This window comes from Variovorax sp. MSC1_012 (genome assembly GCF_023667525.1).
In the GTDB taxonomy this organism is placed as follows: domain Bacteria; phylum Pseudomonadota; class Gammaproteobacteria; order Burkholderiales; family Burkholderiaceae_C; genus Variovorax; species Variovorax beijingensis_B.
The window spans coordinates 151,804-173,992 of sequence record NZ_CM174443.1 but is presented as its reverse complement, the minus strand read 5'-3'; the positions used below and the strand labels follow the sequence as shown (position 1 = coordinate 173,992).

Annotated in this window: 21 protein-coding genes; 7 read left to right on the top strand and 14 right to left on the bottom strand. The window is 67.5% G+C overall.

Annotated elements, in window-relative coordinates; translation table 11 throughout:
- Window positions 1-19: 19 nt before the first annotated feature.
- The gene (locus tag L1081_RS00890; RefSeq protein ID WP_489414760.1) at window positions 20-796 is read left to right on the top strand and encodes an extensin family protein; all 777 of its coding nucleotides are present in this window, start codon (window positions 20-22) and stop codon (window positions 794-796) included.
- Between the two features lie 52 nt (window positions 797-848).
- Here the strand turns inward: L1081_RS00890 and L1081_RS00885 are convergent, their stop codons facing one another.
- On the bottom strand, window positions 849-1,253 hold the full coding sequence (locus tag L1081_RS00885; RefSeq protein WP_489414759.1) for a hypothetical protein: 405 nt from the start codon (window positions 1,251-1,253) through the stop codon (window positions 849-851).
- Between the two features lie 340 nt (window positions 1,254-1,593).
- Between L1081_RS00885 and L1081_RS00880 the strand changes: the two genes are divergently transcribed.
- On the top strand, window positions 1,594-3,162 hold the full coding sequence (locus L1081_RS00880; protein WP_489414758.1) for a serine hydrolase: 1,569 nt from the start codon (window positions 1,594-1,596) through the stop codon (window positions 3,160-3,162).
- A 2-nt stretch (window positions 3,163-3,164) separates the two neighbouring features.
- Here L1081_RS00880 and L1081_RS00875 read toward each other — a convergent pair whose 3' ends face one another.
- The 3 genes from L1081_RS00875 to L1081_RS00865 form a co-directional block, all read right to left on the bottom strand.
- Entirely contained in the window at window positions 3,165-3,788 is a 624-nt protein-coding gene (locus L1081_RS00875; protein ID WP_489414757.1) for a DUF938 domain-containing protein, read from the bottom strand.
- Between the two features lie 61 nt (window positions 3,789-3,849).
- Window positions 3,850-4,494 (bottom strand): response regulator, encoded by a 645-nt coding sequence (locus L1081_RS00870; RefSeq protein ID WP_489414756.1) that lies wholly within the window; start codon window positions 4,492-4,494, stop codon window positions 3,850-3,852.
- Window positions 4,491-5,861, bottom strand: a complete 1,371-nt coding sequence (locus tag L1081_RS00865) for a cache domain-containing protein (RefSeq protein ID WP_489414755.1) — start codon at window positions 5,859-5,861, stop codon at window positions 4,491-4,493. The genes L1081_RS00870 and L1081_RS00865 overlap by 4 nt, the downstream gene beginning before the upstream one ends.
- 80 nt (window positions 5,862-5,941) lie before the next feature.
- Between L1081_RS00865 and L1081_RS00860 the strand changes: the two genes are divergently transcribed.
- Window positions 5,942-6,373: a hypothetical protein gene (locus tag L1081_RS00860; RefSeq protein ID WP_489414754.1), complete on the top strand. Its 432-nt coding sequence runs from the start codon at window positions 5,942-5,944 to the stop codon at window positions 6,371-6,373.
- Here L1081_RS00860 and L1081_RS00855 read toward each other — a convergent pair whose 3' ends face one another.
- The 10 genes from L1081_RS00855 to ppk2 form a co-directional block, all read right to left on the bottom strand.
- The gene (locus L1081_RS00855) at window positions 6,374-7,312 is read right to left on the bottom strand and encodes a VTT domain-containing protein (protein ID WP_489414753.1); all 939 of its coding nucleotides are present in this window, start codon (window positions 7,310-7,312) and stop codon (window positions 6,374-6,376) included. It lies immediately after the preceding gene.
- Between the two features lie 40 nt (window positions 7,313-7,352).
- On the bottom strand, window positions 7,353-8,363 hold the full coding sequence (locus L1081_RS00850) for an aldo/keto reductase (RefSeq protein ID WP_489414752.1): 1,011 nt from the start codon (window positions 8,361-8,363) through the stop codon (window positions 7,353-7,355).
- Between the two features lie 117 nt (window positions 8,364-8,480).
- Window positions 8,481-9,758 (bottom strand): MFS transporter, encoded by a 1,278-nt coding sequence (locus tag L1081_RS00845; protein ID WP_489414751.1) that lies wholly within the window; start codon window positions 9,756-9,758, stop codon window positions 8,481-8,483.
- A 123-nt stretch (window positions 9,759-9,881) separates the two neighbouring features.
- Window positions 9,882-10,574, bottom strand: a complete 693-nt coding sequence (gene urtE / locus L1081_RS00840) for an urea ABC transporter ATP-binding subunit UrtE (protein WP_021008684.1) — start codon at window positions 10,572-10,574, stop codon at window positions 9,882-9,884.
- Between the two features lie 525 nt (window positions 10,575-11,099).
- Window positions 11,100-11,978, bottom strand: a complete 879-nt coding sequence (gene urtD / locus L1081_RS00835) for an urea ABC transporter ATP-binding protein UrtD (RefSeq protein ID WP_489414750.1) — start codon at window positions 11,976-11,978, stop codon at window positions 11,100-11,102.
- Between the two features lie 61 nt (window positions 11,979-12,039).
- Window positions 12,040-13,266, bottom strand: coding sequence for an urea ABC transporter permease subunit UrtC (gene urtC / locus L1081_RS00830; protein ID WP_489414749.1), 1,227 nt, complete (start codon window positions 13,264-13,266; stop codon window positions 12,040-12,042).
- Window positions 13,263-14,810, bottom strand: a complete 1,548-nt coding sequence (urtB, locus tag L1081_RS00825) for an urea ABC transporter permease subunit UrtB (protein WP_489416843.1) — start codon at window positions 14,808-14,810, stop codon at window positions 13,263-13,265. The genes urtC and urtB overlap by 4 nt, the downstream gene beginning before the upstream one ends.
- Before the next feature lie 161 nt (window positions 14,811-14,971).
- On the bottom strand, window positions 14,972-16,240 hold the full coding sequence (gene urtA / locus L1081_RS00820; RefSeq protein ID WP_015866788.1) for an urea ABC transporter substrate-binding protein: 1,269 nt from the start codon (window positions 16,238-16,240) through the stop codon (window positions 14,972-14,974).
- A gap of 168 nt (window positions 16,241-16,408) precedes the next feature.
- The gene (locus tag L1081_RS00815) at window positions 16,409-17,458 is read right to left on the bottom strand and encodes an extracellular catalytic domain type 1 short-chain-length polyhydroxyalkanoate depolymerase (protein ID WP_489414748.1); all 1,050 of its coding nucleotides are present in this window, start codon (window positions 17,456-17,458) and stop codon (window positions 16,409-16,411) included.
- Between the two features lie 42 nt (window positions 17,459-17,500).
- Window positions 17,501-18,421, bottom strand: a complete 921-nt coding sequence (gene ppk2, locus L1081_RS00810) for a polyphosphate kinase 2 (protein ID WP_489414747.1) — start codon at window positions 18,419-18,421, stop codon at window positions 17,501-17,503.
- 148 nt (window positions 18,422-18,569) lie between these two features.
- Between ppk2 and L1081_RS00805 the strand changes: the two genes are divergently transcribed.
- The 4 genes from L1081_RS00805 to L1081_RS00790 all read left to right on the top strand — a co-directional run bounded on the left by L1081_RS00805 (window position 18,570) and on the right by L1081_RS00790 (window position 22,184).
- A complete protein-coding gene (locus L1081_RS00805; RefSeq protein ID WP_489414746.1) occupies window positions 18,570-19,604 on the top strand; it encodes a CorA family divalent cation transporter in 1,035 nt (344 codons plus the stop codon).
- Window positions 19,605-19,701: 97 nt separating this feature from the next.
- On the top strand, window positions 19,702-20,559 hold the full coding sequence (locus L1081_RS00800; protein WP_489414745.1) for a 3',5'-nucleoside bisphosphate phosphatase: 858 nt from the start codon (window positions 19,702-19,704) through the stop codon (window positions 20,557-20,559).
- A complete protein-coding gene (locus L1081_RS00795; protein ID WP_489414744.1) occupies window positions 20,556-21,533 on the top strand; it encodes an EamA family transporter in 978 nt (325 codons plus the stop codon). Before L1081_RS00800 ends, L1081_RS00795 begins: the two co-directional genes overlap by 4 nt.
- A gap of 15 nt (window positions 21,534-21,548) precedes the next feature.
- A complete protein-coding gene (locus tag L1081_RS00790; protein WP_489414743.1) occupies window positions 21,549-22,184 on the top strand; it encodes an L-threonylcarbamoyladenylate synthase in 636 nt (211 codons plus the stop codon).
- Window positions 22,185-22,189 lie beyond the last annotated feature (5 nt).

Here is a 22,189-nt window from a genome sequence, read left to right as displayed (position 1 = left end):
CTGGCAATTCATCGACGACATGGCCCTGGATCCTTCTGAGCGCCCGCTAAAGCCCGTGCCTTCGCGCGTCAAGCGCTGGCTCGGCATGGCCGCGGTATGCGCCGCGCTTGCCTTGGGCGCATGGGCCGTGGCCACCGGCACCGTCGAGATTCCCGAACGCTTCAATCCGTGGGCGCCGCTCGACGTGGCGGCATCGCCCGATTGGCTGACCGGCTTCAAGCTCGAGCGGGCCCGCCGCGAGCCGGCGCGCTGCCTTGCGGCGCTGGCGCAAACCGGCATGCAGTACGAGCTGCTGCCCGACCGCGTCACCGGCCCCGGCTGCGGCTTCAAGAACGCCGTGAGGCTGCGCTCCGCCGGCGTGCGCCTGGGCACCGCGCCTTCACTGAGCTGCCCGATGGCGCTGTCCTTCTTCATGTGGGAGCGGCACGCGCTGCAGCCGGCCGCCAGGCAGCGCTTCGGCCAGCCGGTGGCGGCCATCGACCACCTCGGCAGCTACGCCTGCCGCAACGTCAACCGCGGCGACGATGCCATGCCGGGCCCTTCGCGCAGCCGGCATGCCACGGCCGATGCGCTGGACGTCGCCGGCCTCACGCTGGCCGACGGCCGCCGCATCACGGTACTGCAAGCCTGGCCCCGCAGCAGTGCCGCGAGCACGGACGATCCGGCGGCGCTGCTGCTGCGCGATGCGCACCGCGGCGCCTGCCGATTCTTCAACGGCGCGCTGGGCCCCGACTACAACGCCGCGCACAAGGACCACTTCCACCTGGAGACCGGCGGGTACGACATGTGCCGCTAGCTGGCACACCAAGGATATGGCGCCAATGCGCCAGCATCTTGAAGCGTGGGCACTACGCAGTGGTTTCGCTCTTCTTGCGGGCCACCAACGCTGCGAGACCTGCACTGACGATGGTCCAGGCTCCAATTCCAACAGCCATCGCGTTCTCGGGCTTCATCGGCAATTGAATCGGAACGATGCCAAAGACAACGCTGGCGGCTGCATTGGCAGCAAGCATTCCAAGCGCCCGACGTGGACTCGTCGCGGCGACGCCGCCGACCCAACCACCCAACGCGGCAGAGGCTGCGCCACCCATGAGGACATACACGCGCAGCATCCGAGCGGCTTCATCCTCGCCGTGATGCCCAATCCCCGTACCCGGAAACGCGAGTGAAAAGAGGATGGGCATGCCCAGAAACAGAGCGACGCCGAGCAAAGCCCCGAACGATATCGGCTTTGCCATTTCGGGAAGTGGCATCTGTTTTTGCCTTCCTGTGCTTATCTAGCTTGGTCCAGCGAACTGACCAGCAACCGCTGCGAGTCCGACGCATCTTATCGACCCAGGTTCGTGCTGCCAGCCACTCGAAAGCTACGTTCACACGGGCCGTCTCCTGCGATCATGAAATATTGCCGCGTCCTGCAGGCAAGCACGATGCGGGGACCCTCCAATCATCGAATCCAACGGTGAGAACCTTGGCGCTACATCGCGCGCGCCTCATGCGAAAGCGCTAGCCGCCCTCACGGGATTCACCCACAATCCCGCCGGTGCCGAAAGTTGCGCACCGCCATCGACTCCCGCGAAAACCCAAGGACCGCCAATGAAGTGCTCGATCCGCCGCTCCCTCGCTACCACCGCTGCGGCCCTGGGCCTGGCGGTCGCACTGGTCTCATGCGGTGGAGGCGGCGGCGGCGGGGGTGGAGGTGTCGGAGGCATTGGCATCGGCGCCCCATCGACGCCCGCCGCGGCACAATTGCCGGAGCGCGAGGCGCTCATTGCCCGCGCACGGGCACTCGAACTCAACACGCCCTACGTGCCGCCGCCCGGCAACGCGCTGGAGCACCACACCTCCGGCTATGCCAAGGCGATGTGCTCCGCCGTGTTCATTACCGGCATCGACCCCGAGGTTGCGGCCGAAAGCCTGGGCTACTTCGTGGGGCCGTATGAGCAGCGCAAGAACGTGGACAAGCCCGTGGTCGACCGCGTGAAAAAGGAGGTTCGCATCTCCATTCCCAACGGCCCGACGCTGGTGGCGCGCCACTTCGGTTCGCAGGGCTGCGTCACGCTGCCGGCCGGCCGCGACGACGTGTTCTTCACGCCCGTCGAAGTCAGGAGCGCGCTGCCCGACCCCGCGACCCAGCCATGGCCGATGGGCGACGTGTTGCCGGGCGACCCGCCGCCGGCCGAGGTCGACATGGCCAAGGTGACCCGGGCCGTCGATGCCGCATTCGATGAGCCCGAGGCCTATACGTCGGCCTTCGTGGTCACGCACAAGGGCCGCATCGTCGCCGAGCGCTACATGAACGGCATCGGCCCGACGACACCGCTCGAATCGTGGTCGATGGGCAAGAGCGTGGTGGCCACGATGATGGGGGTGCTCATCAAGCAGGGTGCGTACAGGCTCGACCAGCCGGCGCCGATTCCCGAGTGGCAAGGCGCCGGCGATGCGCGCCAGCAGATCAAGATCTCCGACATCCTGCAGATGTCGAGCGGCCTGCGCATCAAGGCGCCGGACGATCCGGACTTCGACCCCAACGGCACCTACCCCGATCACGTCTACTACTACACGGGCCGGATCAACGCATTCAACTATGCCGCGACCCGGCCGCAGCAATGGCCGCCCGGCGCGGTGGGCCGCTACCGCAACACCGATCCCGTGCTGGCCAACTACCTGGTTCGCCTCGCGGTGGAAAAGAGCGGCGAGGAATATCTTTCGTTTCCGCAACGCGCGCTCTTCGACAAGATCGGCATCCGCTCGATGGTGATCGAAACCGACCCCTACGGCAACTTTCTCACGCAGGGCTACGACTTCATGTCGGGGCGAGACTGGGCACGCCTGGGCAATCTCTATCTGCAGGACGGGGTGTGGAACGGCGAGCGCATTCTTCCCGAGGGCTTCGTCAACTTCGTGAGCAGCGTGGCGCCGGCCTGGGCAGCGGACAAGCGCCCGATCTACGGCGGCTTCTTCTGGATCAACGGAATGAGCTCGCTCGCGGCGCCGACCTCGGCCTACTACATGCTCGGCGCAGGAGGCCAGCACGTGGTGGTGATTCCGTCGCACGATCTCGTCGTGGTGCGGATCGGCCATTCGAGGGGAGCGCGCTTTGCGGGCTCGACGCTGAACCAGGCGCTGGGGCTGCTGACCGCTGCGGTGCCCCGCGTGCGCTGAGCCTAGAAGCCGAAGACCAGCAGCAGGTTGTTCGCTGGCATTGCATGCCGCTCGCGCAGCGCAAGCCCTGCGCGGTGCGCCTCGGCCACCACGTCCTCCAGGCGGCGTATGCCCCATGCGGGATTGCGGGCACGCAGGTCTTCGTCGAACGCCAGGTTGCTCGGCGCCGGCGTGCCTTCTTCTTCGAAGTACGGCCCGTAGGTGATCAGCAATCCATCGGCAAGCTGATGCCGCGCGGCCCCTTGCATCAACGCGGCACATGCGGCCCAGGGCGCGATGTGCAGCATGTTGGCGCAGTAGATCGCATCGAACTTTTCTTCTCCTCGGGCGAATGCGGCGCCTTGCGACGGCCATTGCGGCGCCATCACGTCGAGCAGCAGCGGCGCACGGAGATTGGGCAGCGCGGCCTGCGCGACGCGGCTTGCAATTGCGGGGAGCATGCGCGCGTCTGCGTCGGTGGGCTGCCAGGTCCACCCGGGCATTGCTGCGGCGAACCAGGCAGCGTGCTGGCCTGTGCCGGATGCGATCTCGAGTGCGCTGCCGCGCTCGCCGAGGATGCGATTCAACGCCTCGAGGATGGGCTGCTTGTTGCGGTCGGCGGCGGGGCTGTGGGGAAGGTCGGACATGCGAAACAGGCCTGGATGATGGTGATGGGTCGGGACAAGCGCTTGAACAAGGCAGCGTATCTCAGCCCTGCCCGAACTCCCGCGCATGCTCCACCGCATACTTGATGAGTTCCGCCTGCCCCTCGATGCCGAGCCGCCGCTTGATGCTCTGCCGGTGCGCCTCCACGGTGCGCACGCTCAGGCCCAGGTCGCGCGCGATCTGCTTGCTCGACTCGCCGCGGCCCAGCGCGGTGAGGATCTCACTCTCGCGCGGCGTGAGCAGCGGCCTGGGCGCCTGGTTGCGGAACAGCTTCTTCGACACGGCCGGGCTCAGGAAGGTGCCGCCGGCCGACACCGCCTCGATGGCGGCCACGATCTCGGCCGCGGGCGCGTCCTTCAGCACATAGCCGCGCGCGCCCACCTGCAGGGCCTTCTGCACGTACTCCGGGTTGTCGTACATGCTGAGCATCACCACGTGCGGCGCGGGCTGATGGTGCTGCAGCACCAGCGCGGCCAGGTCGATGCCGTTCATGTCCTTCATGCCGACATCCATCAGCAGCAGGTCGGGCCTGAGCGACTCGACCAGCGCCAGCGCTTCGGCCGCACTGCCGGCCTCGCCGACGATCTCGAGATTGGGCATGGCGCCGAGCCGCGCGCGCAGGCCATCGCGCACCAGCGGATGGTCGTCGACCAGGAAGAGGCGAATGGGGGCGGCGTCTTTCTTCATGCCGGTTCGGGCCTCGCGCTGCGGGCCGGCACTTCGGCCACGATGGTTGTTCCGCCTTCGCCCGATTGCACGTCCAGGCTTCCACCGATCGACTCCATGCGCTCGCGCATGTTGCGCAGGCCGATGCCGCGCCGCGCATCGAGCTGCATCGCCTCCACGTCGAAGCCGATGCCGTCGTCGCCGATCGCAAGCCGCACGCCGTCCTCGTCGGAAAAGCCCAGCGCAATGTGCACGCGGTGCGCCTGGGCGTGCTTGCGCACATTGGTGAGCGCCTCCTGCGTGACGCGGAAGAGCGCGGTCTTTGTCTCCTGCGAGAGCTCGAAGGCCTCGCCCTCGATCATGATCGAGGCATCGATAGCGCCCTCTTCGGCGAATTCGTCGCCCAGGCGCTCGAGCGCGGCGGGCAGGCCGAGCGTGTCGAGCAGGGCCGGCCGCAGGCGGTGCGAAATGCGGCGCACCTCGAGCAGCGAATCGTTGAGCCTTTGCAGCGCCTTGCTCAGTGCGGGTGGCGCGGACTGGTGTTCGCGGTCGAGCGCATCCACCGCCGATTCGATCAGCAGCTTGGCCGACACCAGCGTCTGGCTGGTGCCGTCGTGCAGCTCGCGCGCGAGGTGGCCGCGCTCTTCTTCCTGCGACTGCACCACGCGCCGCGCCAGCAGCCGCATCTTGGCCTCGGCCGTGCGATGCTCGCTGAGGTTGAGCAGCAGCCCGGTGGCGCTCACCACGCCCAGGCACAGCGCCGCGATGCTGGCAATCCAGAGCAGCGTGGTGGTGACGTTGGCGCTCATCTGGCGGTCGAGCGCCTGCATGGTGGCCTCGATGTCGTCCAGGTACAGGCCGGTGCCGACCATCCAGTTCCAGCGCGGCAGCGCAGTGACGTAGCCGAGCTTGGGTGCCATCTGCTCGCTGGAGGGCTTGCGCCATTCGTACTCCACATAGCCGCCGCCCGCGCGCGTGCCCGCGATCAGGTCCTGGATGGTGAAGCGGCCGCGCGAGTCGCGCATGTCCCAGAGGTTCTGGCCCACGAGATCGGGCTGGCGCGAATGCATGAGCGAGCGGCCCTGCATGTCGTAGACGAAGAAGTAGCCGTCGTCGCCATAGTCGAGCGCGGCCAGGCGGCGCAGGGCCTCGCTGCGGGTGTCCTCGTCGTCCCGGCCGGCGTCGTACAGCGGCCGCACGGTGCTCACGGCAAGGTCGACGTAGCTGCGCAGTTCGCTGCGCCGCTGGGCCATGTAGCTTTTCTCGATCAGCGCGCGTTCGCGCTGCGCCAGGTCATGCTCCTGGTGGCGCACCGCCAGGGCCACCAGCACCAGTGCAACCAGCAGCGGTGCAACGGCCAGTGCGACGATCTTGGTGCGGAGGTTCATCGGGGGGCAAGACTACCACCGGGCAAGGGCATGAACCTTAAGATCATGAGAGCACAGGGACGCACACCGGAGACGACAACATGAAGACAAGCAGAGCGGCCGTACTGTCCTTGCTCGTCCTGGCAGGTACGGCAGGTACAGGTACGGCAGCCGCCGGCGCACCGTTGACCGGGGTGTTCAGCGGAACGGGGCGCGCATGTTCGGGCGGGCTGTATGTGCGAGCCAGGACCATCGAATGGAACTCCAGCTTCAGCGTTTGCAAGCCCGCTCGCTACCGGGTTCTGGAGCAAGTCCTTGCCAAGGATCACGGCCGAATCGCCTTTCGCCTCGATGCCCGCAGCCGGCAGTGCCGCTACGAGGTGATCGAGGCGCTGCAGGTCAGCACCTATGGCTGGAGCGTTCAGGGCTATCGGTCGCTCGAGGCCTATCAGAAGCGCGCCCTGCCCGGTTGGCGCCATTCGGCGCTGGATGAGCGATTGGTGCTGTCCTGCCCGATGACGCGGTTGGACTGATCAGTGCAGGCTGGTGGGACGGCCCGAGGCCACCCAGGCATCGAGCCCGCCCGTCAGCGGCAGGGCGCGCCGCGCACCGCGCGCCAGCAGCACGCGCGCGGCCAGCGCGGCCGACACCTCGTTGGGGCAATTGCAGTAAAGGACCACGTCGCGCCCGCCGACGAGCGGCAGTTCCGGATGCCGCTGCTGCAGCGCCTTGAGCGTATATGGCAGCGCCCCGGGAATGCGGCGCGGATCTACCTGCACGCCGGCCTCCCCGCGCACGTCGATCACCAGCGGCGGCGCCTCGCTGGCGAGCAGCTCGTGCAGCTCGTCCACGCTGATGCGCGGCATGCCGGTGAGCCGCATGAACACGCGCCGGCGCCAGTAGCGCACCACCAGCATCACGGCCAGCACCACCACCAGCGCCAGCGTCGCGATGCCGCCGGCCTGGGCCAGCATGGCCAGCACCTCCTGGATCTGGTCGCGAAAGATCCAGCCCAGCCCGAGGAAGACGCCGGTCCAGACCAGCGCGGCGCCAATGTCGAAGCCGATGAAGCGCCACACCGACATACCCAGCGCACCGGCCATCGGCGGCGCAACCACCGACACGCCCGGCACGAATTTGGCGGCCACCAGCGAGAGGCCGCCCCACCGGCCGATCAGCGATTCACCGCGCCGCACGCATGAATCGGGCGACAGCGAGATGCGGCACAGAAGGCGCATGAAGCGGTAGCCGAAGCGGCGCCCGGCATAGAACCAGGCGCCGTCGCCGAGCACGTTGGCCAGCACCGCGGCCAGCACCACGCCCGCCACCGAGACATTGCCGGCCGCCAGCAGCGCGCCCGACACCACCAGCACCGCGGCCGCGGGCACCGGCAGTCCGAGGCGCGCGGCAAAGCTCGCCGCGAAGACGATCGCGATCGCGTTCTGCACCAGCAGCGACATCAGCTGTGCCATGGCAGCAGCGCGAGCTTCTTCGGGTTCACTCCTTGGCTGCCTACCTGGGCGCGTCGCCCTTGCGGTATTCGGCCGTGAGCTCGTCGAGCTTCTGCTTCAGCGCCGGGTCCAGCTTGTAGTCGGCCGCGGCCAGCGTGGCGTCGAGCTGCTCGGGGCGGCTGGCGCCGAGCAGCGGCGCGGTGATGAGCGGGTTGGCCATGACCCAGGCCACCGCCAGCGTGGCCAGCGGCACGCCGGCTTCGTCGGCGAGCTTGTGGAGCTGGGTCACGGTGTTGAAGCTGCGCTCGTTCCAGTAGCGGTCCTGGTACATGCCGCCGGCGGTGCCGAGCGTGAAGCGGGTGTTTTGCTCGGGCGTGGCGCCGGGCTTGTACTTGCCGGTGAGCAGGCCGCCGGCCAGCGGGTTGTAGGGAATCACGCCCAGGCCCTCTTCGCCCGCAAGCGGCAGCAGCTCGCGTTCGATCTCGCGGAACAGCAGGCTGTAGCGCGGCTGCACCGAGACATAGCGTGTGAGCTTGTGCAGCTCGGCCTTGCCGAGCGCACGGGCCAGCCGGTAGGCCAGGAAGTTGGACACGCCGATGTAGCGCGCACGGCCCGACTTGACGATGACGTCGAGCGCCTCCAGGCTCTCTTCGAGCGGCGTCTCGCGGTCGTCGCTGTGCAGTTGGTACAGGTCGACGTGGTCGGTCTGCAGCCGCTTGAGCGAGGCGTCGATGGCGTCGAGCAGGTGCTTGCGCGAGGCGCCCTGGTCCCAGCTGTTGGGGCCGACCTTGCCGACGGCCTTGGTGGCCACCACGAAGCGGCGGCGGCCCGCGGCGCCCTGCTTCTGCAGCCAGCGACCGATGATCTCTTCGGTGCGGCCCGTGGTTTCGACGGTGCCGCCGAGCGGGTACACGTCGGCGGTGTCGAGAAAGTTGATGCCGCCCTCGGCGGCCTTGTCGAGGATGCGGTGCGACACGGCCTCGTCGGTCTGCAGGCCGAAGGTCATGGTGCCGAGCGCAAGGCGCGAGACGGTGAGGCCGGTGCGGCCGAGTCGGGTGGTCGGGATGCTCATGGGGGTGTCGCTCCGGGCGATGGAAGGGCGACGGCCATCATAGTCACGACGGCGCGAGGCTGCAGCGCCCGGGTGCTTTCGAGCTGCACGCCGCGCGCATCGAGAGCGCCATGTGCGCTAGCCGGCGGAGCCTTCGCAGGCCACCTTGTCGTTCGGCCGCGCATCGCCGGCCCGCGCGCTCGCCCGTGCGCTCGCGAGCGCCCAGCCGAACACCCCGATGCCTGCCAGCGCGAGCAGCGCACCCACCCACCCGGTCGAGGTCCAGCCCAGCCCGGCCGCAATGGCCACGCCACCAAGCCAGGCGCCCAGCGCATTGGCCATGTTGAAGGCCGAGTGGTTGAGCGCGGCAGCGAGCGTCTGCGCGTCGCCGGCCACGTCCATCAGGCGGATCTGCAGCGCCGGGCCGATGGCCACGGTGGTGCCGATGAGAAACACGTTGATTGCCGCGGTGACCACGTGGTGCGCCGCGAACGAGAACATCGCGAGCACCAGTGCCGCATAGACGAGCAGGCCGCCGATGGTGCGCATCAGCGACTTGTCGGCCAGCCGCGAGCCGACGAGGTTGCCGGTGACCATGCCCAGGCCGAACAGTGCGAGCACGAAGGGCACGCCGCCCAGCGGCAGGCCCGCCACCTCGATCAGCGTCGGCTTGATGTAACTGAACACCGAGAACATGCCGCCGAATCCGATGGCGCCGATGCCGAGCGTGAACCACACCTGCTTGCGCTTGAGCGCGCCGAGCTCGCGCCAGGGGCTGGCACCCGCGGGCGGGGCAAGGTCGGGGATGTCGCGGCGCAGCAGCGCCACGGCCACCAGTGCGATCACGCCGACGAACACGAAGGCGGCGCGCCAGCCGAACAGTTGGCCGAGCCATGCCGCGATCGGCACGCCCACCAGCGTGGCGCCGGTGAGCCCCAGCATCACGAGGCCCACGGCGCGTGCGCGGCGCCCGGGCGGCGCGAGCGTGGCGGCCACCAGTGCGGCCACGCCGAAGTAGGTGCCGTGCGGCAGCCCGGTCGCAAATCGCAGCAGGTTGAGCGACATGTAGCCCGGCGCCATCGCGCTCGCGAAGTTGCCGGCGGCAAACACGGCCATGAGCGCGATCAGCAGCGCGCGTCGGCCCCAGCCGGCGGCCAGCACCGCGAGCACCGGGGCGCCGATGACCACGCCGAGCGCATAGGCGCTGATGACGTGGCCGGCCTGGGGGATGCTGACGTCGATGTCCTTCGCCACTTCAGGCAGGAGGCCCATGATCACGAACTCGCCAGTGCCTATGGCGAAGCCGCCGACGCCGAGCGCGAGCACGGCGCGCAGGAAATTCACGGGCCGTGCGGAGGGAGAAACAACGGAAATGTCGGTGTCCGCGCTGTCCAGCGCGGGTGGGGAGGCGTTCAAGGCCAGGCTCCTGGGAGGGTGCCCGGCGGCGGCGGGCAGAGGCCTGATTTTAGGGTAAACCCTGAATTTCTGCCGATACGGCCATGCTGCGAGGCTGATACCGGCATGCCGGCCGGCTCGTTGTCAGATCGCGACGAGTTGGCGCACGCCCTGCGCTTCCATGTCCTTGCCGAGGCCGCGCGCAATGACCTCGCCGCGCTCCATCACGAGGTAGTCGTCGGCCAGCTCCTGCGCAAAGTCGTAGTACTGCTCGCACAGCACGATGGCCATGTCGCCGCGGTCGGCCAGCATGCGGATGACGCGGCCGATGTCCTTGATGATGCTGGGCTGGATGCCTTCGGTGGGCTCGTCGAGGATCAAGAGCTTGGGCTTGGGAGCCAGCGCGCGCGCAATGGCAAGCTGTTGCTGCTGGCCGCCTGAGAGGTCGCCGCCCCTCCGGTTGATCATCTGCTTGAGCACGGGGAAGAGGTCGAACAATTCCGACGGAATGGGCGTGCTGCCGCTCTTGTAGGCCAAGCCCATGCGCAGGTTTTCCTCGACCGTGAGCCTGGCGAAGATCTCTCGGCCTTGCGGCACGAAGCCGATGCCGGCCCGTGCCCTTTCATAAGGTGTGGCCTTGTGGATCGGCTTGCCTTCGAGCTCGATGCTGCCGCTCTTGATGGGGACCAGGCCCATCAGCGACTTGAGCAGCGTGGTCTTGCCTACGCCGTTGCGGCCCAGCAGCACCGTGACCTTGCCGAGCGTGGCCTCGAAGCTCACGTCTCTGAGGATGTGGGAGCCGCCGTAGTACTGGTGGATGTTCTTGACTGTCAGCATTTTGGGGATGCCTTCCTTTGTCCTTGTTGGAGGCGCCCGGTATGCGGCACGGCGCGGTCGGCCCCACTATGCCGGCCCTTCGGGCTCCCCTGCGGTGCTCGCGTTTCGCGGGGTCTCGCAGAACTCGCTTCGCTCAAACAGCTGCGAGCCCTGATCCGCGAAACGCTGCGCTCCTCGGCGGCACAGAGGGGCCGCCCGCACCGCGCCGCATGCCGGGCGCTGGTCGTGGTTTTGATGCCGTCTGCCCTCACCCCGACCCTCTCCCGGGGGGAGAGGGAGGGTGTCAGGGGATGCACGACTGCTCTGACCACGGCGACGGGGGCTGTGGCCTTGGGTGGCCGTTGAGGCACCGCCGAGCAGCGCAGCGACGGGCGGATCAGGGCTCGCCCTTGTTTGAGCGAAGCGAGTTTGGGCGAGACCCCGCCCGTCGCGAGCAGCGCAGGGGAGCCGCGAAGCGGCCGGTGACGTCGGCCGCCCAAGGGCACAGCCCCCGTCGCCGAGCCCCGGACACCAACGGCGATCCGTTCACCGTCCAAGATAAACCTCGATCACGCGTTCATCCGCCTGCACTTCGTCCAGCGTACCCTGCGCCAGCACGGACCCGTCGCACAGCACGGTGACGATCTCCGAAATGGTGCGGATGAAGCTCATGTCGTGCTCCACCACCATCAGCGAATGCTTGCCCTTGAGCGTGAGGAACAGCTCGGCGGTGCGGGCCGTTTCCTCGTCGGTCATGCCGGCCACGGGCTCGTCGAGCAGCAGCAGCTTCGGGTCCTGCATCAGCAGCATGCCGATCTCGAGCCACTGCTTCTGGCCGTGGCTCAGGTTGCCGGCCAGGCGCGACACGCTGTCGGCCAGGTGAATGGTCTGCAGCACCTCGGCCAGCCGGTCGCTCTGCGCCGAGTCGAGCCTGAACAGCATCGACGCGCGAACGCCCTTGTTGGTCTTGAGCGCGAGCTCGAGGTTCTCGAACACGGTGAGATGCTCGAACACCGTCGGCTTCTGGAACTTGCGGCCGATGCCCAGCTGGGCGATGTCGGCCTCGCGATGGCGCAGCAGGTCGATGGTGCTGCCGAAGAACACCGTGCCCTCGTCGGGCCGCGTCTTGCCGGTGATGATGTCCATCATCGTCGTCTTGCCCGCGCCGTTCGGGCCGATGATGCAGCGCAGCTCGCCCGGCGCAATGTCGAGCGACAGCTTGTTGATGGCCTTGAAGCCGTCGAAGCTCACGCTCACGTCTTCGAGGTAGAGGATGCGGCCATGCGCCACGTCCACTTCGCCCGGCGTTGCGATACGGCCGAAGTCCGCGGAGCGGCCGCCCGATTCGGTGCTGCCGCTGGCGTGGTGCATGCCCTTGGCGCGGGCGGCGCGCTCGGCGCCGGCTTCCATCAGGTCGGGCGTCATTCAGAAACCTCCGTGCTCCGCACTGCGGTGCGAGCCCCCTTCGGAGCGGCCGGGCGGGGGCTCATGCGCGCGCTCCCTTCACTTCTGCCACCAGCGGCGCGTGCAGCGCCTCCGGCTCCACGCCTTGCGCGGCGGCCATGGCGCGCTGCGCTTCTTCGCGACCGGCATTTACTCCGCCCGGTGCTTTCTCCCTCGACAGCCACTTGCGCACCAGGCCCACGATGCCGTTCGGCAAGAACAGCGTGACAGCAATGAACAAGGCCCCCAGGAAGTACAGCCAGTACTCGGGGTAGGCCACCGTGAGCCAGCTCTTCGCGCCGTTGACGATGAAGGCGCCGATGATCGGCCCGATCAGCGTGGCGCGCCCGCCCACCGCGGCCCAGATCGCGATCTCGATGGAGTTGGCCGCGCTCATCTCGCCGGGGTTGATGATGCCGACCTGCGGCACATACAGCGCACCGGCCACGCCACACATCACGGCCGAGATGACCCAGATCGTGAGCTTGTAGGGCAGCGGGTTGTAGCCCGAGAACATCACGCGCGTTTCGGCGTCGCGGATGGCCTGCAGCACGCGGCCGAACTTGCTTGCGATGAGCCACTTCGCAAACAGGAAGAAGCCCAGCAGCGTGAGGCCAGTGAGCGCGAAGAGCGTCATGCGCATTTCCTGCGTGGCGATCGGAATGCCCAGGATGCGCTTGAAGTCGGTAAAGCCGTTGTTGCCGCCGAAGCCCGTCTCGTTGCGGAAGAACAGCAGCATCGCGGCAAAGGTCATGGCCTGCGTGATGATCGAGAAGTACACGCCCTTGATGCGCGAGCGGAAGGCGAAGAAGCCGAACACGAAGGCAATCAGGCCCGGCACCGCAACGATCAGTATCAGCGTGGCGATGAAGCTGTCGCTGAAGGTCCAGTGCCAGGGCAGCGTCTTCCAGTCGAGGAACACCATGAAGTCGGGCAGGTCGCTCTTGTAGTTGCCGTCGCGGCCGATCTGTCGCATCAGGTACATGCCCATCATGTAGCCGCCGAGCGCAAAGAACAGGCCGTGGCCCAGCGAGAGGATGCCGGTGTAGCCCCAGATCAGGTCCATGGCCAGCGCGCAGATGGCGTAGCACATGATCTTGCCGACCAGCGCCACCGCGTAGTCGCTCATGTGCAGCGGGCTGCCGGCGGGCACCACCATGTTGAGCACCGGTGCCACCGCGCACACCACGATCAGCGCGACGAAGAAGGCTGTCCAGCCCTTGCCGCTCAGGAGCGGCCCCTTGGTTGGAAGTACGACCTTGTTGCTCATGCCTCGGCGCTCCGGCCCTTCATCGCGAAGATGCCCTGCGGCCGCTTCTGGATGAAGATGATGATGAAAACGAGCACCGCGATCTTCGCGAGCACCGCGCCCGCCCAGCCTTCGATGAACTTGTTGAGAATGCCCAGCCCCATGGCCGCATACACCGTGCCCGCGAGCTGGCCCACGCCGCCCATCACGACCACCATGAAACTGTCGACGATGTAGCTCTGGCCGAGGTCGGGCCCGACGTTGCCGATCTGGCTCAGCGCACAGCCCGCGAGGCCCGCAATGCCGGAGCCGAGCGCGAAGGCATAGGTGTCGATGCGCGCGGTGTTCACGCCCATGCACGAAGCAATCGGGCGGTTCTGCGTAACGCCGCGCACGAACAGGCCCAGGCGCGTGCGGCCGATGAGCCAGCCCATCGCAAGCAGCACCAGCACCGCGAAGACGATGATGCAGATGCGGTTCCACGGCAGCGTGACGTTGCTCAGCATGGTGAAGCCGCCGCTCATCCAGCCGGGGTTCTCCACGCCCACGTTCTGCGCCCCGAACAGCGAACGCACGAGCTGCTGCAGCATCAGGCTGATGCCCCAGGTGGCGAGCAGCGTCTCGAGCGGCCGGCCGTAAAGGAAGCGGATCACGCCGCGCTCGAGCACCGCGCCCACCAGCGCCGAACTCAGGAAGGCCACCGGAATGGCCGCCACCAGGTACCAGCCGAAGGCCGCCTCGGGCATGTAGCGCTGGAAGATGCCCTGCATCACGTAGGTGGCGTAGGCGCCGATCATCATCAGCTCGCCGTGCGCCATGTTGATGACGCCCATCAGCCCATAGGTGATGGCCAGGCCCAGCGCGGCCAGCAGCAGCACCGAGCCCAGGCTGATGCCGCTGAACACGGCATTGATGCGGTCGCCCCAGACCAGCGCGCCGTCGATGCTGGCAATGGAAGCGACGATGGCGGCCTTGACGTCGGCCTCGGTCTCGTCGGCCAGGCGCTGGTTGAGCAGCAGCTTGGTGTCGGGGCTCGTGTTGGCGCCGAGTTCCTTGGCCGCGGCAAGGCGCCGGGCCTTGTCGGCGCTGCCGAGCATGCTGGCGGCGCGCACCAGCTGGAGCTGCGCCTTGATGCCGGGGTTGGCCTCGGCGGCCAGCGCCTTCTCGACCATCGGAACGCGCGATTCGTCCGGCTCCTTGAAAAGAGCCTGCGCGGCTTCGGCGCGCACCGCATCGTCCTTGCTCGTGAGCTTGAGCGCGGCCTGTGCGGCATCGAGCGCGCCGCGCATGAGGTTGTTGTTGACCACATCCTCGGCCGTGTCGGGCACCTTCAGCTCGGCGCCGGTCACGGGGTCGTAGCCCTTGTCGTCCTTCATTACGAAGACCTTGTCCTCGGTGTACTTGACCGCGTCTTCGGACATGGCCTGGATGAAGGCGGCGGTCTTGTCGTCGGCCGTGAGCACGGCCTTGTTGAGCGCGGTGATGCGCGCTTCGGATTCGCCGGAGGCGATGGCGCGGGCTTCGTCGGCGGTCAGCGCGTGGACAGGCGCCGCTGCCAGAAGCAGCAGCGCCGTCGTGCAGGAACAAATTGAGCGCAGTAGAAAATGCACAGCGTTTCTCTCATTCGGGAACACCGAGGAACCGGCTTTGCCGGGCCTCTGGTGTTGCCCCCGGTAGGGGGTTGGCGAAGCGACACGAAGTGCGCGAAGACTGGGAGCGAGCCCAGTTACAGCGACTTGCCAGCCGGCTGGTCCGGCTTCTTGTCGTTGCCTTCGATGTACGGGCTCCAAGGCTTGGCCTTGACCGGGCCCGGTGTCTTCCACACCACGCTGAACTGGCCGTCGGCCTTGATCTCGCCGATGAACACACTCTTGTGCAGGTGATGATTCTTCTCGTCCATCTTCGAGACGATGCCCGAGGGGGCAGTGAACGTCTGGCCGGCCATCGCCGCGATCACCTTGTCGGTGTCGGTGCTCTTGGCCTTCTCCACGGCCTGCTTCCACATGTGGATGCCGATCCAGGTGGCTTCCATCGGGTCGTTGGTGAGCGGCTTGTCCTTGTGGCCGGCGATGTTCTTGGCCTTGGCGTAGTCGCTCCACTGCTTGATGAACGCCGTGTTGGTCGGGTTCTTGATCGACATGAAGTAGTTCCATGCGGCCAGGTGGCCCACCAGCGGCTTGGTGTCCACGCCGCGCAGTTCTTCTTCACCCACCGAGAAGGCCACCACCGGCACGTCCTTGGCCTTGAGGCCGGCGTTGCCGAGTTCCTTGTAGAACGGCACGTTGGAGTCGCCGTTGATGGTCGAGACCACCGCCGTCTTGCCGCCCGAGGAGAACTTCTTGATGTCGGCGACGATGGTCTGGTAGTCGCTGTGGCCGAAGGGGGTGTACTTCTCGTCGATGTCGGTGTCCTTCACGCCCTTGCTCTTGAGGTAGGCGCGCAGGATCTTGTTCGTGGTGCGCGGGTAGACGTAGTCGGTGCCCAGCAGCACCCAGCGCTTGGCACCGCCGCCTTCCTTGCTCATCAGGTAGTCGACCGCCGGAATGGCCTGCTGGTTGGGCGCGGCGCCGGTGTAGAACACGTTCTTGCTGAGCTCTTCGCCCTCGTACTGCACGGGGTAGAACAAGAGGCCGTTCATTTCCTCGACCACCGGCAGCACCGACTTGCGCGACACCGAGGTCCAGCAGCCGAAGATCACCGAGACCTTGTCCTGGCCCAGCAGCTGCTTGGTCTTTTCAGCGAACAGCGGCCAGTTGGACGCCGGGTCGACCACCACGGGCTCGAGCTGCTTGCCCAGCACGCCACCCTTCTTGTTGATGTCGTCGATGGCCATCAGCACGGTGTCCTTCAACACGGTTTCCGAAATGGCCATCGTGCCCGACAGCGAGTGCAGCACGCCGACCTTGATGGTGTCGGCGGCAAAGGCCGGCGCAGCGGAGATGCTGGCCAGGGCGACGGCGGCGGTGAGCGCCTTGAGTGTGAAACGACGTTGCATGTGGACTCCTGCTCCGGGGTGGTTGAAACCTGGTCGCCGGTGGGGGCCGGACGATGGAGGGGAGTCTGCGGATTCGCCCGCCCGCGAGAAATACGCCGGGTGGCGTACACGGAGGTACTCAGGAACGGCCGGCAGGGCCGCCGGCGCATGGCATGCGGCGCGGGTTCCTCAGACCAGGCTCCTGGCCGCGCGCTTGAACTGCGCCGCCGCAAAGGCCCACACCATGCGCGTGGCATCGGGCCCGGCCGGATCGCTGAAAAGCGTCGCGGCAGCGCCGCCGCTCCAGGCATGCCCGAGTCCCGCGATCTCGCACAGCATGACCAACGTGCGCCCCTTGCGCCGGAAGTCAGTCAGCCGCATGGCGTGCCGCTTGCCGCGCTGCAGCGTGCGCGTGAGCCCCGGCTTGGCGCCCACGGCCGTGGCCCACACGGCCGCGCTGTTGACGGCATTGCTCGGCGCCACCACGGCATCGGCCTCGCCATGGATCACCAGCATTGGCGGCAGGGTCGTGAACACGGCGGCCGCGCCCATGGCCTTGCCGACGGCGGTGGTCGGCATGGGCGGCGTGTGCTGCCCACGCATCGCGCCCAGGGCGGTGGCCGAAGATTTTGCCGCGCCCGGCGCCACGCCCGAATGCATGGCCACGGCGCGGAAGCGCGCCGGATAGCGCGTGGCCAGCAGTGCCGCCATGCTGGCCCCGGCCGACAGGCCCGCCAGCGCCACTCGCTCGCGGTCCACCGGATAGAGCATCGAGGCCTGGTCGATGGCCGCCATCAAGGTGGCGGCCTCGGCGTCGGCCTTGCCCGAGCGCCGCTCGTACCAGTTCCAGCAGCCTTGGGGATGGGCCAGCCGGTCCTGCTCCAGGTAGAGCACCAGGAAGCGCTGGCGCACCGCAAGCGCGTTCATGCGCGTGCTGGCCGCGAAGTCGCGCCCGGTCTGGCCGCAGCCGTGCAGCATGACCATGAGCGGCAGCTTCTCGCCGGGCTGCAGCTTCAGGTCGGCCGGGCGGAACAGGTGATAGCCGCGCGCGCCGCCGGGGCCCAGCGCCATGCCGCCGAGCCAGTCGCCCTTGCCCGGCGGCGGCTTGAGCCGCTTGGCGGCTGCGCGCTGCACCTGGCCCGCCACGCGCTTGCTGTTGCCGAGCGTGATCTTGGTGAGGGCCTTCAGGTTGCGCTCATACGCGCGGGCGAACAGGGAAGCAGTGGAACGACGGACCATGGGCGCAGTGTGAGGGCAAAGCGCCGGCCGTCCAAACAGGCGCTAGTAGATCTCCGGCACGATCATGCTGGCCGGCACGGGCTGGCGCAGGTAGTCGGCATGGCGCTCGCGCGCCGGCAGCTCGACCGTCGGATGCGGCACCTCCTGGTAGGGCAGCTGGCCCAGCAGGTGACTGATGCAGTTCAGCCGCGCCTTCTTCTTGTCGACCGCCTGCACCACCCACCACGGCGCCTCCGCAATGTGGGTGCGCTCCAGCATGATTTCCTTCGCCTTGGTGTATTCCTCCCAGCGGCGGCGGCTTTCGAGGTCCATGGGGCTCAGCTTCCATTGCTTGAGCGGATCGTGGATGCGGCCGAGAAAGCGCATGTGCTGCTCGTCGTCGGTGATGGAGAACCAGTACTTGATGAGCTTGATGCCCGAGCGCACCAGCATCTTCTCGAACTCCGGCACGGTGCGGAAGAACTCCTCGTACTCGTCGTCGGTGCAAAAGCCCATCACGCGCTCCACGCCGGCGCGGTTGTACCAGCTGCGGTCGAACAGCACCATCTCGCCGGCGGCCGGCAGGTGCGCGGCATAGCGCTGGAAGTACCACTGCGTGCGTTCGCGATCGTTGGGCGCGGGCAGCGCGGCCACGCGGGCCACGCGCGGGTTCAGGCGCTGGGTGATGCGCTTGATGACGCCACCCTTGCCCGCCGCGTCGCGGCCCTCGAAAAGAATGACCACCTTCTGCTTGCTGTGCTGAACCCAGTCCTGCAGCTTCACGAGCTCGCCCTGCAGCCGGAACAGTTCCTTGAAGTAGGCCTGGCGCGCGGCCTTGTCGCTCGTGCGCGACGCGGGGTCGAGGCCGTCGATGCTGCGGTCCTCGATCTCGAGTTCGAGCTCCTCGTCGTAGCTGTCGATCAAGTCGCGGGCGATGCGTTGCATCAGGTCTTCGTGGTCTGGAAGTGCGCTCGTCAGCATCATGGGGAAAAAGGAGGTGTGGGGTGGAACGGGGCATGCTGCCCGCGACACATGACAGTTGCGTGACGACCCCAAAGCTGCTGACACGAAGTTGTCACATGCGGCGAACACCATTCGGTGCACCCCTCCGTCTTTCCTGATTCAACGCACCTTGCCGGCACTCCACGACCTGGCCGCCAATTCATACGGCGGCGACGAAGCCGGACTGATCTGCGGCTATCTCTTCGACGCGATGGCGCCGGAGCCCGTGCGGGCGATCGACTCGGCGCAGGCTGCGGCCTGGCTGGATACCGCTGCGCGCCCTTCGTCCGAGTCTGCATTCCTCTGGCTGCACTTCAATCTCAGCCACGCCCAGGCGGAGCGCTGGCTGCTGCGCCATGCGCGCCTGTCCGACACCTTCTACGAAACGCTGCACGAAGGCCTGCCCTCCACGCGCATCGAGCGCGCCGACGATTCGCTGATCGCGGTCATCAACGACGTGCACTTCGAGTTCAGCTTCGAGCCCTCGGACATCTCCACGCTCTGGATCAGCGTGGGGCCGCGGCTGGTGGTCACGGCGCGCACCAAGCCGCTGCGCTCGGTCGACGCGCTGCGCACGGCGGTCAAGGCCGGCGACGCGCCACGCTCGAGCACCGAGCTGCTCGAACATTTGCTGCGCGCGCAGGCCGACGTGCTGGTGAAGATCGTGCGCGGCGTCACTTCGCGCATCGACCGCATCGAGGACGAGCTGCTGGCCGGCCGGCTCGACCACAAGCGCGCCCGGCTCGGCGTGCTGCGCCGGCTGCTGGTGCGGCTGCAGCGCCTCTTGGCCCCCGAGCCCGCCGCCCTCTTCCGCCTGCTGCAGGGGCCGCCGGCCTGGATGGCGGAGCCCGATGCGCAGGAACTGCGCGGTTCGACCGAGGAGTTCTCGGTGGTGCTGCGCGACATGCAGGCGCTGCAGGAGCGCATCAAGCTGCTGCAGGAAGAAATTGCCGCCAATGTGAACGAGGACAACAACCGCAGCCTGTTCGTGCTGACGGTGGTGACGGTGCTCGCACTGCCGATCAACATCCTGGCGGGCCTGTTCGGCATGAACGTGGGCGGCATTCCGCTGGCCGAGCACAGGCACGGGTTCTGGATCGTGGTGGCGATCGTCGCGAGCTTCACCGCGGTGGCCGCATGGACGGCTTTCCGCAAGAAGCGCTGAGCCGCGTCGGTCGCTGCAGTAATGCTATTTATTTAATAGCAACCACAATAGCATCCATGCGCCCGCATCGGTGTTCCAGACCCAATAGAATGCAAATGTGTCCTCCATTCTCAATGCCGATCTGCACTGCCATTCCGTGGTTTCCGACGGCACACTGACGCCCGAAGAACTGGCCGCGCGCGCCGCCGCCAACGGGGTCGAGCTCTGGGCGCTCACCGACCACGACGAGGTCGGCGGCCAGCACCGCGCGGCCGCCGCGGCGCGCGCCAACGGCATCCGCTATCTCACGGGCACCGAGATCTCGGTGACTTTCGCCAACGAGACCGTGCACATCGTCGGCCTGGGCTTCGACCCCGACGACGCCGCGATGACGCAGGGCCTTTACGACACGCGCGGCGGCCGCGGCAAGCGCGCGCAGGAAATGTCCGAGGGGCTGGCCAGGGTCGGCATCCACGGCGCCTACGAAGGCGCGCTCAAGTTCGTCGGCAATCCCGAGCTGATCTCGCGCACCCACTTCGCGCGCTTCCTGGTCGAGCAGGGCCACTGCCGCGACACGCCCGAGGTGTTCCGCAAGTACCTGACCGAAGGCAAGCCCGGCTACGTGCCGCACCGCTGGGCCTCGCTGAAGGATGCGGTGCACTGGATCACGGCTGCCAAGGGCATGGCCGTCATCGCGCATCCGGGGCGCTACAAGTTCACCGCGAACGAGGAATACGCGCTGTTCCTCGAATTCAAGGCGCATGGCGGGCAGGCGATCGAGGTCGTCACCGGCAGCCATACGACAGCCGAATACGTCGAGTACGCCGACAAGGCGCTCGAGTTCGATTTCGCCGCCTCGCGCGGCAGCGATTTCCACAGCCCCGACGAAAGCCATTGCGATCTTGGCAAGCTGCCACCGTTGCCCGGTGCGCTCACGCCGGTGTGGGAACTGCTCAGCCACCGCATCCAGCAGTGAGCCAGAGCCCCGGGCCCGGCAGCGACAGCGCGGCAGCGGCGGCACTGGCGAACGCCCGCGCCACGGCGCGCCAGACCCGCGACCTCGAATCCGAACGCATCCTCGCGGGCATCGGCATGGTGCTGGTGGCGGTGGCCTGCTTTGCCACGCTCGATACCGCCACCAAGACCTCCACCGCCGCCGTGCCCATTCTGATGGGCGTGTGGTTCCGCTATGCGTTCCAGGCCGTTGCCACCACCGCGGTGCTGCTGCCGCGGCACGGCACGGCGCTGCTGCGCACGCAGCATCCGCGCTACCAGCTGCTGCGCGGCGCGCTGCTGCTGGTGTCGAGCACGCTGGCCTTCCTGAGCCTGCGCTACATGCCGCTGGCCGAGTTCACGTCCATCGTGCTCATTGCACCGCTCGTCATCACCCTGCTTGCGGCCACCACGCTCAAGGAGCAGGTCTCCGCGCTGCGCTGGGTGCTGGTGGCCGGCGGCTTCGCCGGCACGCTGGTCATCCTGCGCCCGGGTGGCGATGCATTCAGCTGGGCCGTGCTGCTGCCGATCGGGCTGGTGCTGACCAACGCCTGGTTCCAGGTGCTCACGAGCAAGCTGGCGCAGACCGAGAATCCGCTCACGATGCATTTCTATACCGGCTGGGTGGGCGCGCTGATCGCCTCGCTGGCGCTGCCCTTCGTATGGACGGCCCTGCCTTCGTGGCACTGGTGGGCCTTGCTGTGCCTCATGGGGTTCATGGGCACGGTGGGACATTTCATCCTCATCCTGGCCTACCAGCGCGCACCGGCATCCACGCTCACGCCTTACCTCTATGCGCAGATCGCCTTTGCCATGCTCGGCGGCTGGCTTGTCTTTTCGCACGTGCCCGACCGCTTCTCGCTCATCGGCATGTCGATGATCGCGGTCTGCGGCGCGGCCGGTGCCTGGCTCACGGTGCGCGAGCGCCGCGTGCCGATCGAGCCGGCCGAATCCTGATCAGGAGTTTTCTTCATGGCCCAGTATTTCGAAGTCCACCCCGAGAACCCGCAGCAGCGCCTGCTGAAGCAGGCTGCCGCGCTGCTGCAGCGCGGAGAGATCGTGGCCGTGCCCACTGATTCGAGCTACGCGCTGGCCTGCCACCTCGACGACAAGGACGCCGTCGATCAGCTGCGCCGCATCCGCCAGGTCGACGAGAAGCACCATCTCACGCTCATCTGCCGCGACCTGAGCGAGCTGGCCAACTACGCACGCGTCGACAACAAGCAGTACCGGCTGCTGAAGGCCGCCACGCCGGGGCCCTACACCTTCCTGCTCGAGGCCACCAAGGAAGTGCCGCGGCGCGTGAGCCATCCGCAGCGCAAGACCATCGGCCTGCGCGTGCCCGACCACAGGGTGCTGCTGGAGCTGCTGATGCTGCACGGCGCGCCGCTGCTGGCCACCACCTTGATCGCGCCCGGCGAGACCGACGCGCTGAACGATGCGCAGACCATCCGCGAGCGTTTCGAAAAGCAGATCGGCGCCGTCATCGACGCCGGCGCCTGCCCTTCGCAACCGACCACCGTGGTGGACCTCACGCCCATGGGCACGGGCGACGATCCGGTGGTGGTGCGGCAGGGCCGCGGCGCGCTGGCGGTGCTTGGCCTCTGACAGGC

What these genes read in the sequence shown, in the direction of transcription:
- L1081_RS00890 (WP_489414760.1), top strand. Translation starts at nt 20, where the DNA reads ATGGCCCTGGATCCTTCTGAGCGCCCGCTAAAGCCCGTGCCTTCGCGC.
- L1081_RS00885 (WP_489414759.1), bottom strand. Translation starts at nt 1,253, where the DNA reads ATGCCACTTCCCGAAATGGCAAAGCCGATATCGTTCGGGGCTTTGCTC.
- L1081_RS00880 (WP_489414758.1), top strand. Translation starts at nt 1,594, where the DNA reads ATGAAGTGCTCGATCCGCCGCTCCCTCGCTACCACCGCTGCGGCCCTG.
- L1081_RS00875 (WP_489414757.1), bottom strand. Translation starts at nt 3,788, where the DNA reads ATGTCCGACCTTCCCCACAGCCCCGCCGCCGACCGCAACAAGCAGCCC.
- L1081_RS00870 (WP_489414756.1), bottom strand. Translation starts at nt 4,494, where the DNA reads ATGAAGAAAGACGCCGCCCCCATTCGCCTCTTCCTGGTCGACGACCAT.
- L1081_RS00865 (WP_489414755.1), bottom strand. Translation starts at nt 5,861, where the DNA reads ATGAACCTCCGCACCAAGATCGTCGCACTGGCCGTTGCACCGCTGCTG.
- L1081_RS00860 (WP_489414754.1), top strand. Translation starts at nt 5,942, where the DNA reads ATGAAGACAAGCAGAGCGGCCGTACTGTCCTTGCTCGTCCTGGCAGGT.
- L1081_RS00855 (WP_489414753.1), bottom strand. Translation starts at nt 7,312, where the DNA reads ATGGCACAGCTGATGTCGCTGCTGGTGCAGAACGCGATCGCGATCGTC.
- L1081_RS00850 (WP_489414752.1), bottom strand. Translation starts at nt 8,363, where the DNA reads ATGAGCATCCCGACCACCCGACTCGGCCGCACCGGCCTCACCGTCTCG.
- urtE (WP_021008684.1), bottom strand. Translation starts at nt 10,574, where the DNA reads ATGCTGACAGTCAAGAACATCCACCAGTACTACGGCGGCTCCCACATC.
- urtD (WP_489414750.1), bottom strand. Translation starts at nt 11,978, where the DNA reads ATGACGCCCGACCTGATGGAAGCCGGCGCCGAGCGCGCCGCCCGCGCC.
- urtC (WP_489414749.1), bottom strand. Translation starts at nt 13,266, where the DNA reads ATGAGCAACAAGGTCGTACTTCCAACCAAGGGGCCGCTCCTGAGCGGC.
- urtA (WP_015866788.1), bottom strand. Translation starts at nt 16,240, where the DNA reads ATGCAACGTCGTTTCACACTCAAGGCGCTCACCGCCGCCGTCGCCCTG.
- L1081_RS00815 (WP_489414748.1), bottom strand. Translation starts at nt 17,458, where the DNA reads ATGGTCCGTCGTTCCACTGCTTCCCTGTTCGCCCGCGCGTATGAGCGC.
- ppk2 (WP_489414747.1), bottom strand. Translation starts at nt 18,421, where the DNA reads ATGATGCTGACGAGCGCACTTCCAGACCACGAAGACCTGATGCAACGC.
- L1081_RS00790 (WP_489414743.1), top strand. Translation starts at nt 21,549, where the DNA reads ATGGCCCAGTATTTCGAAGTCCACCCCGAGAACCCGCAGCAGCGCCTG.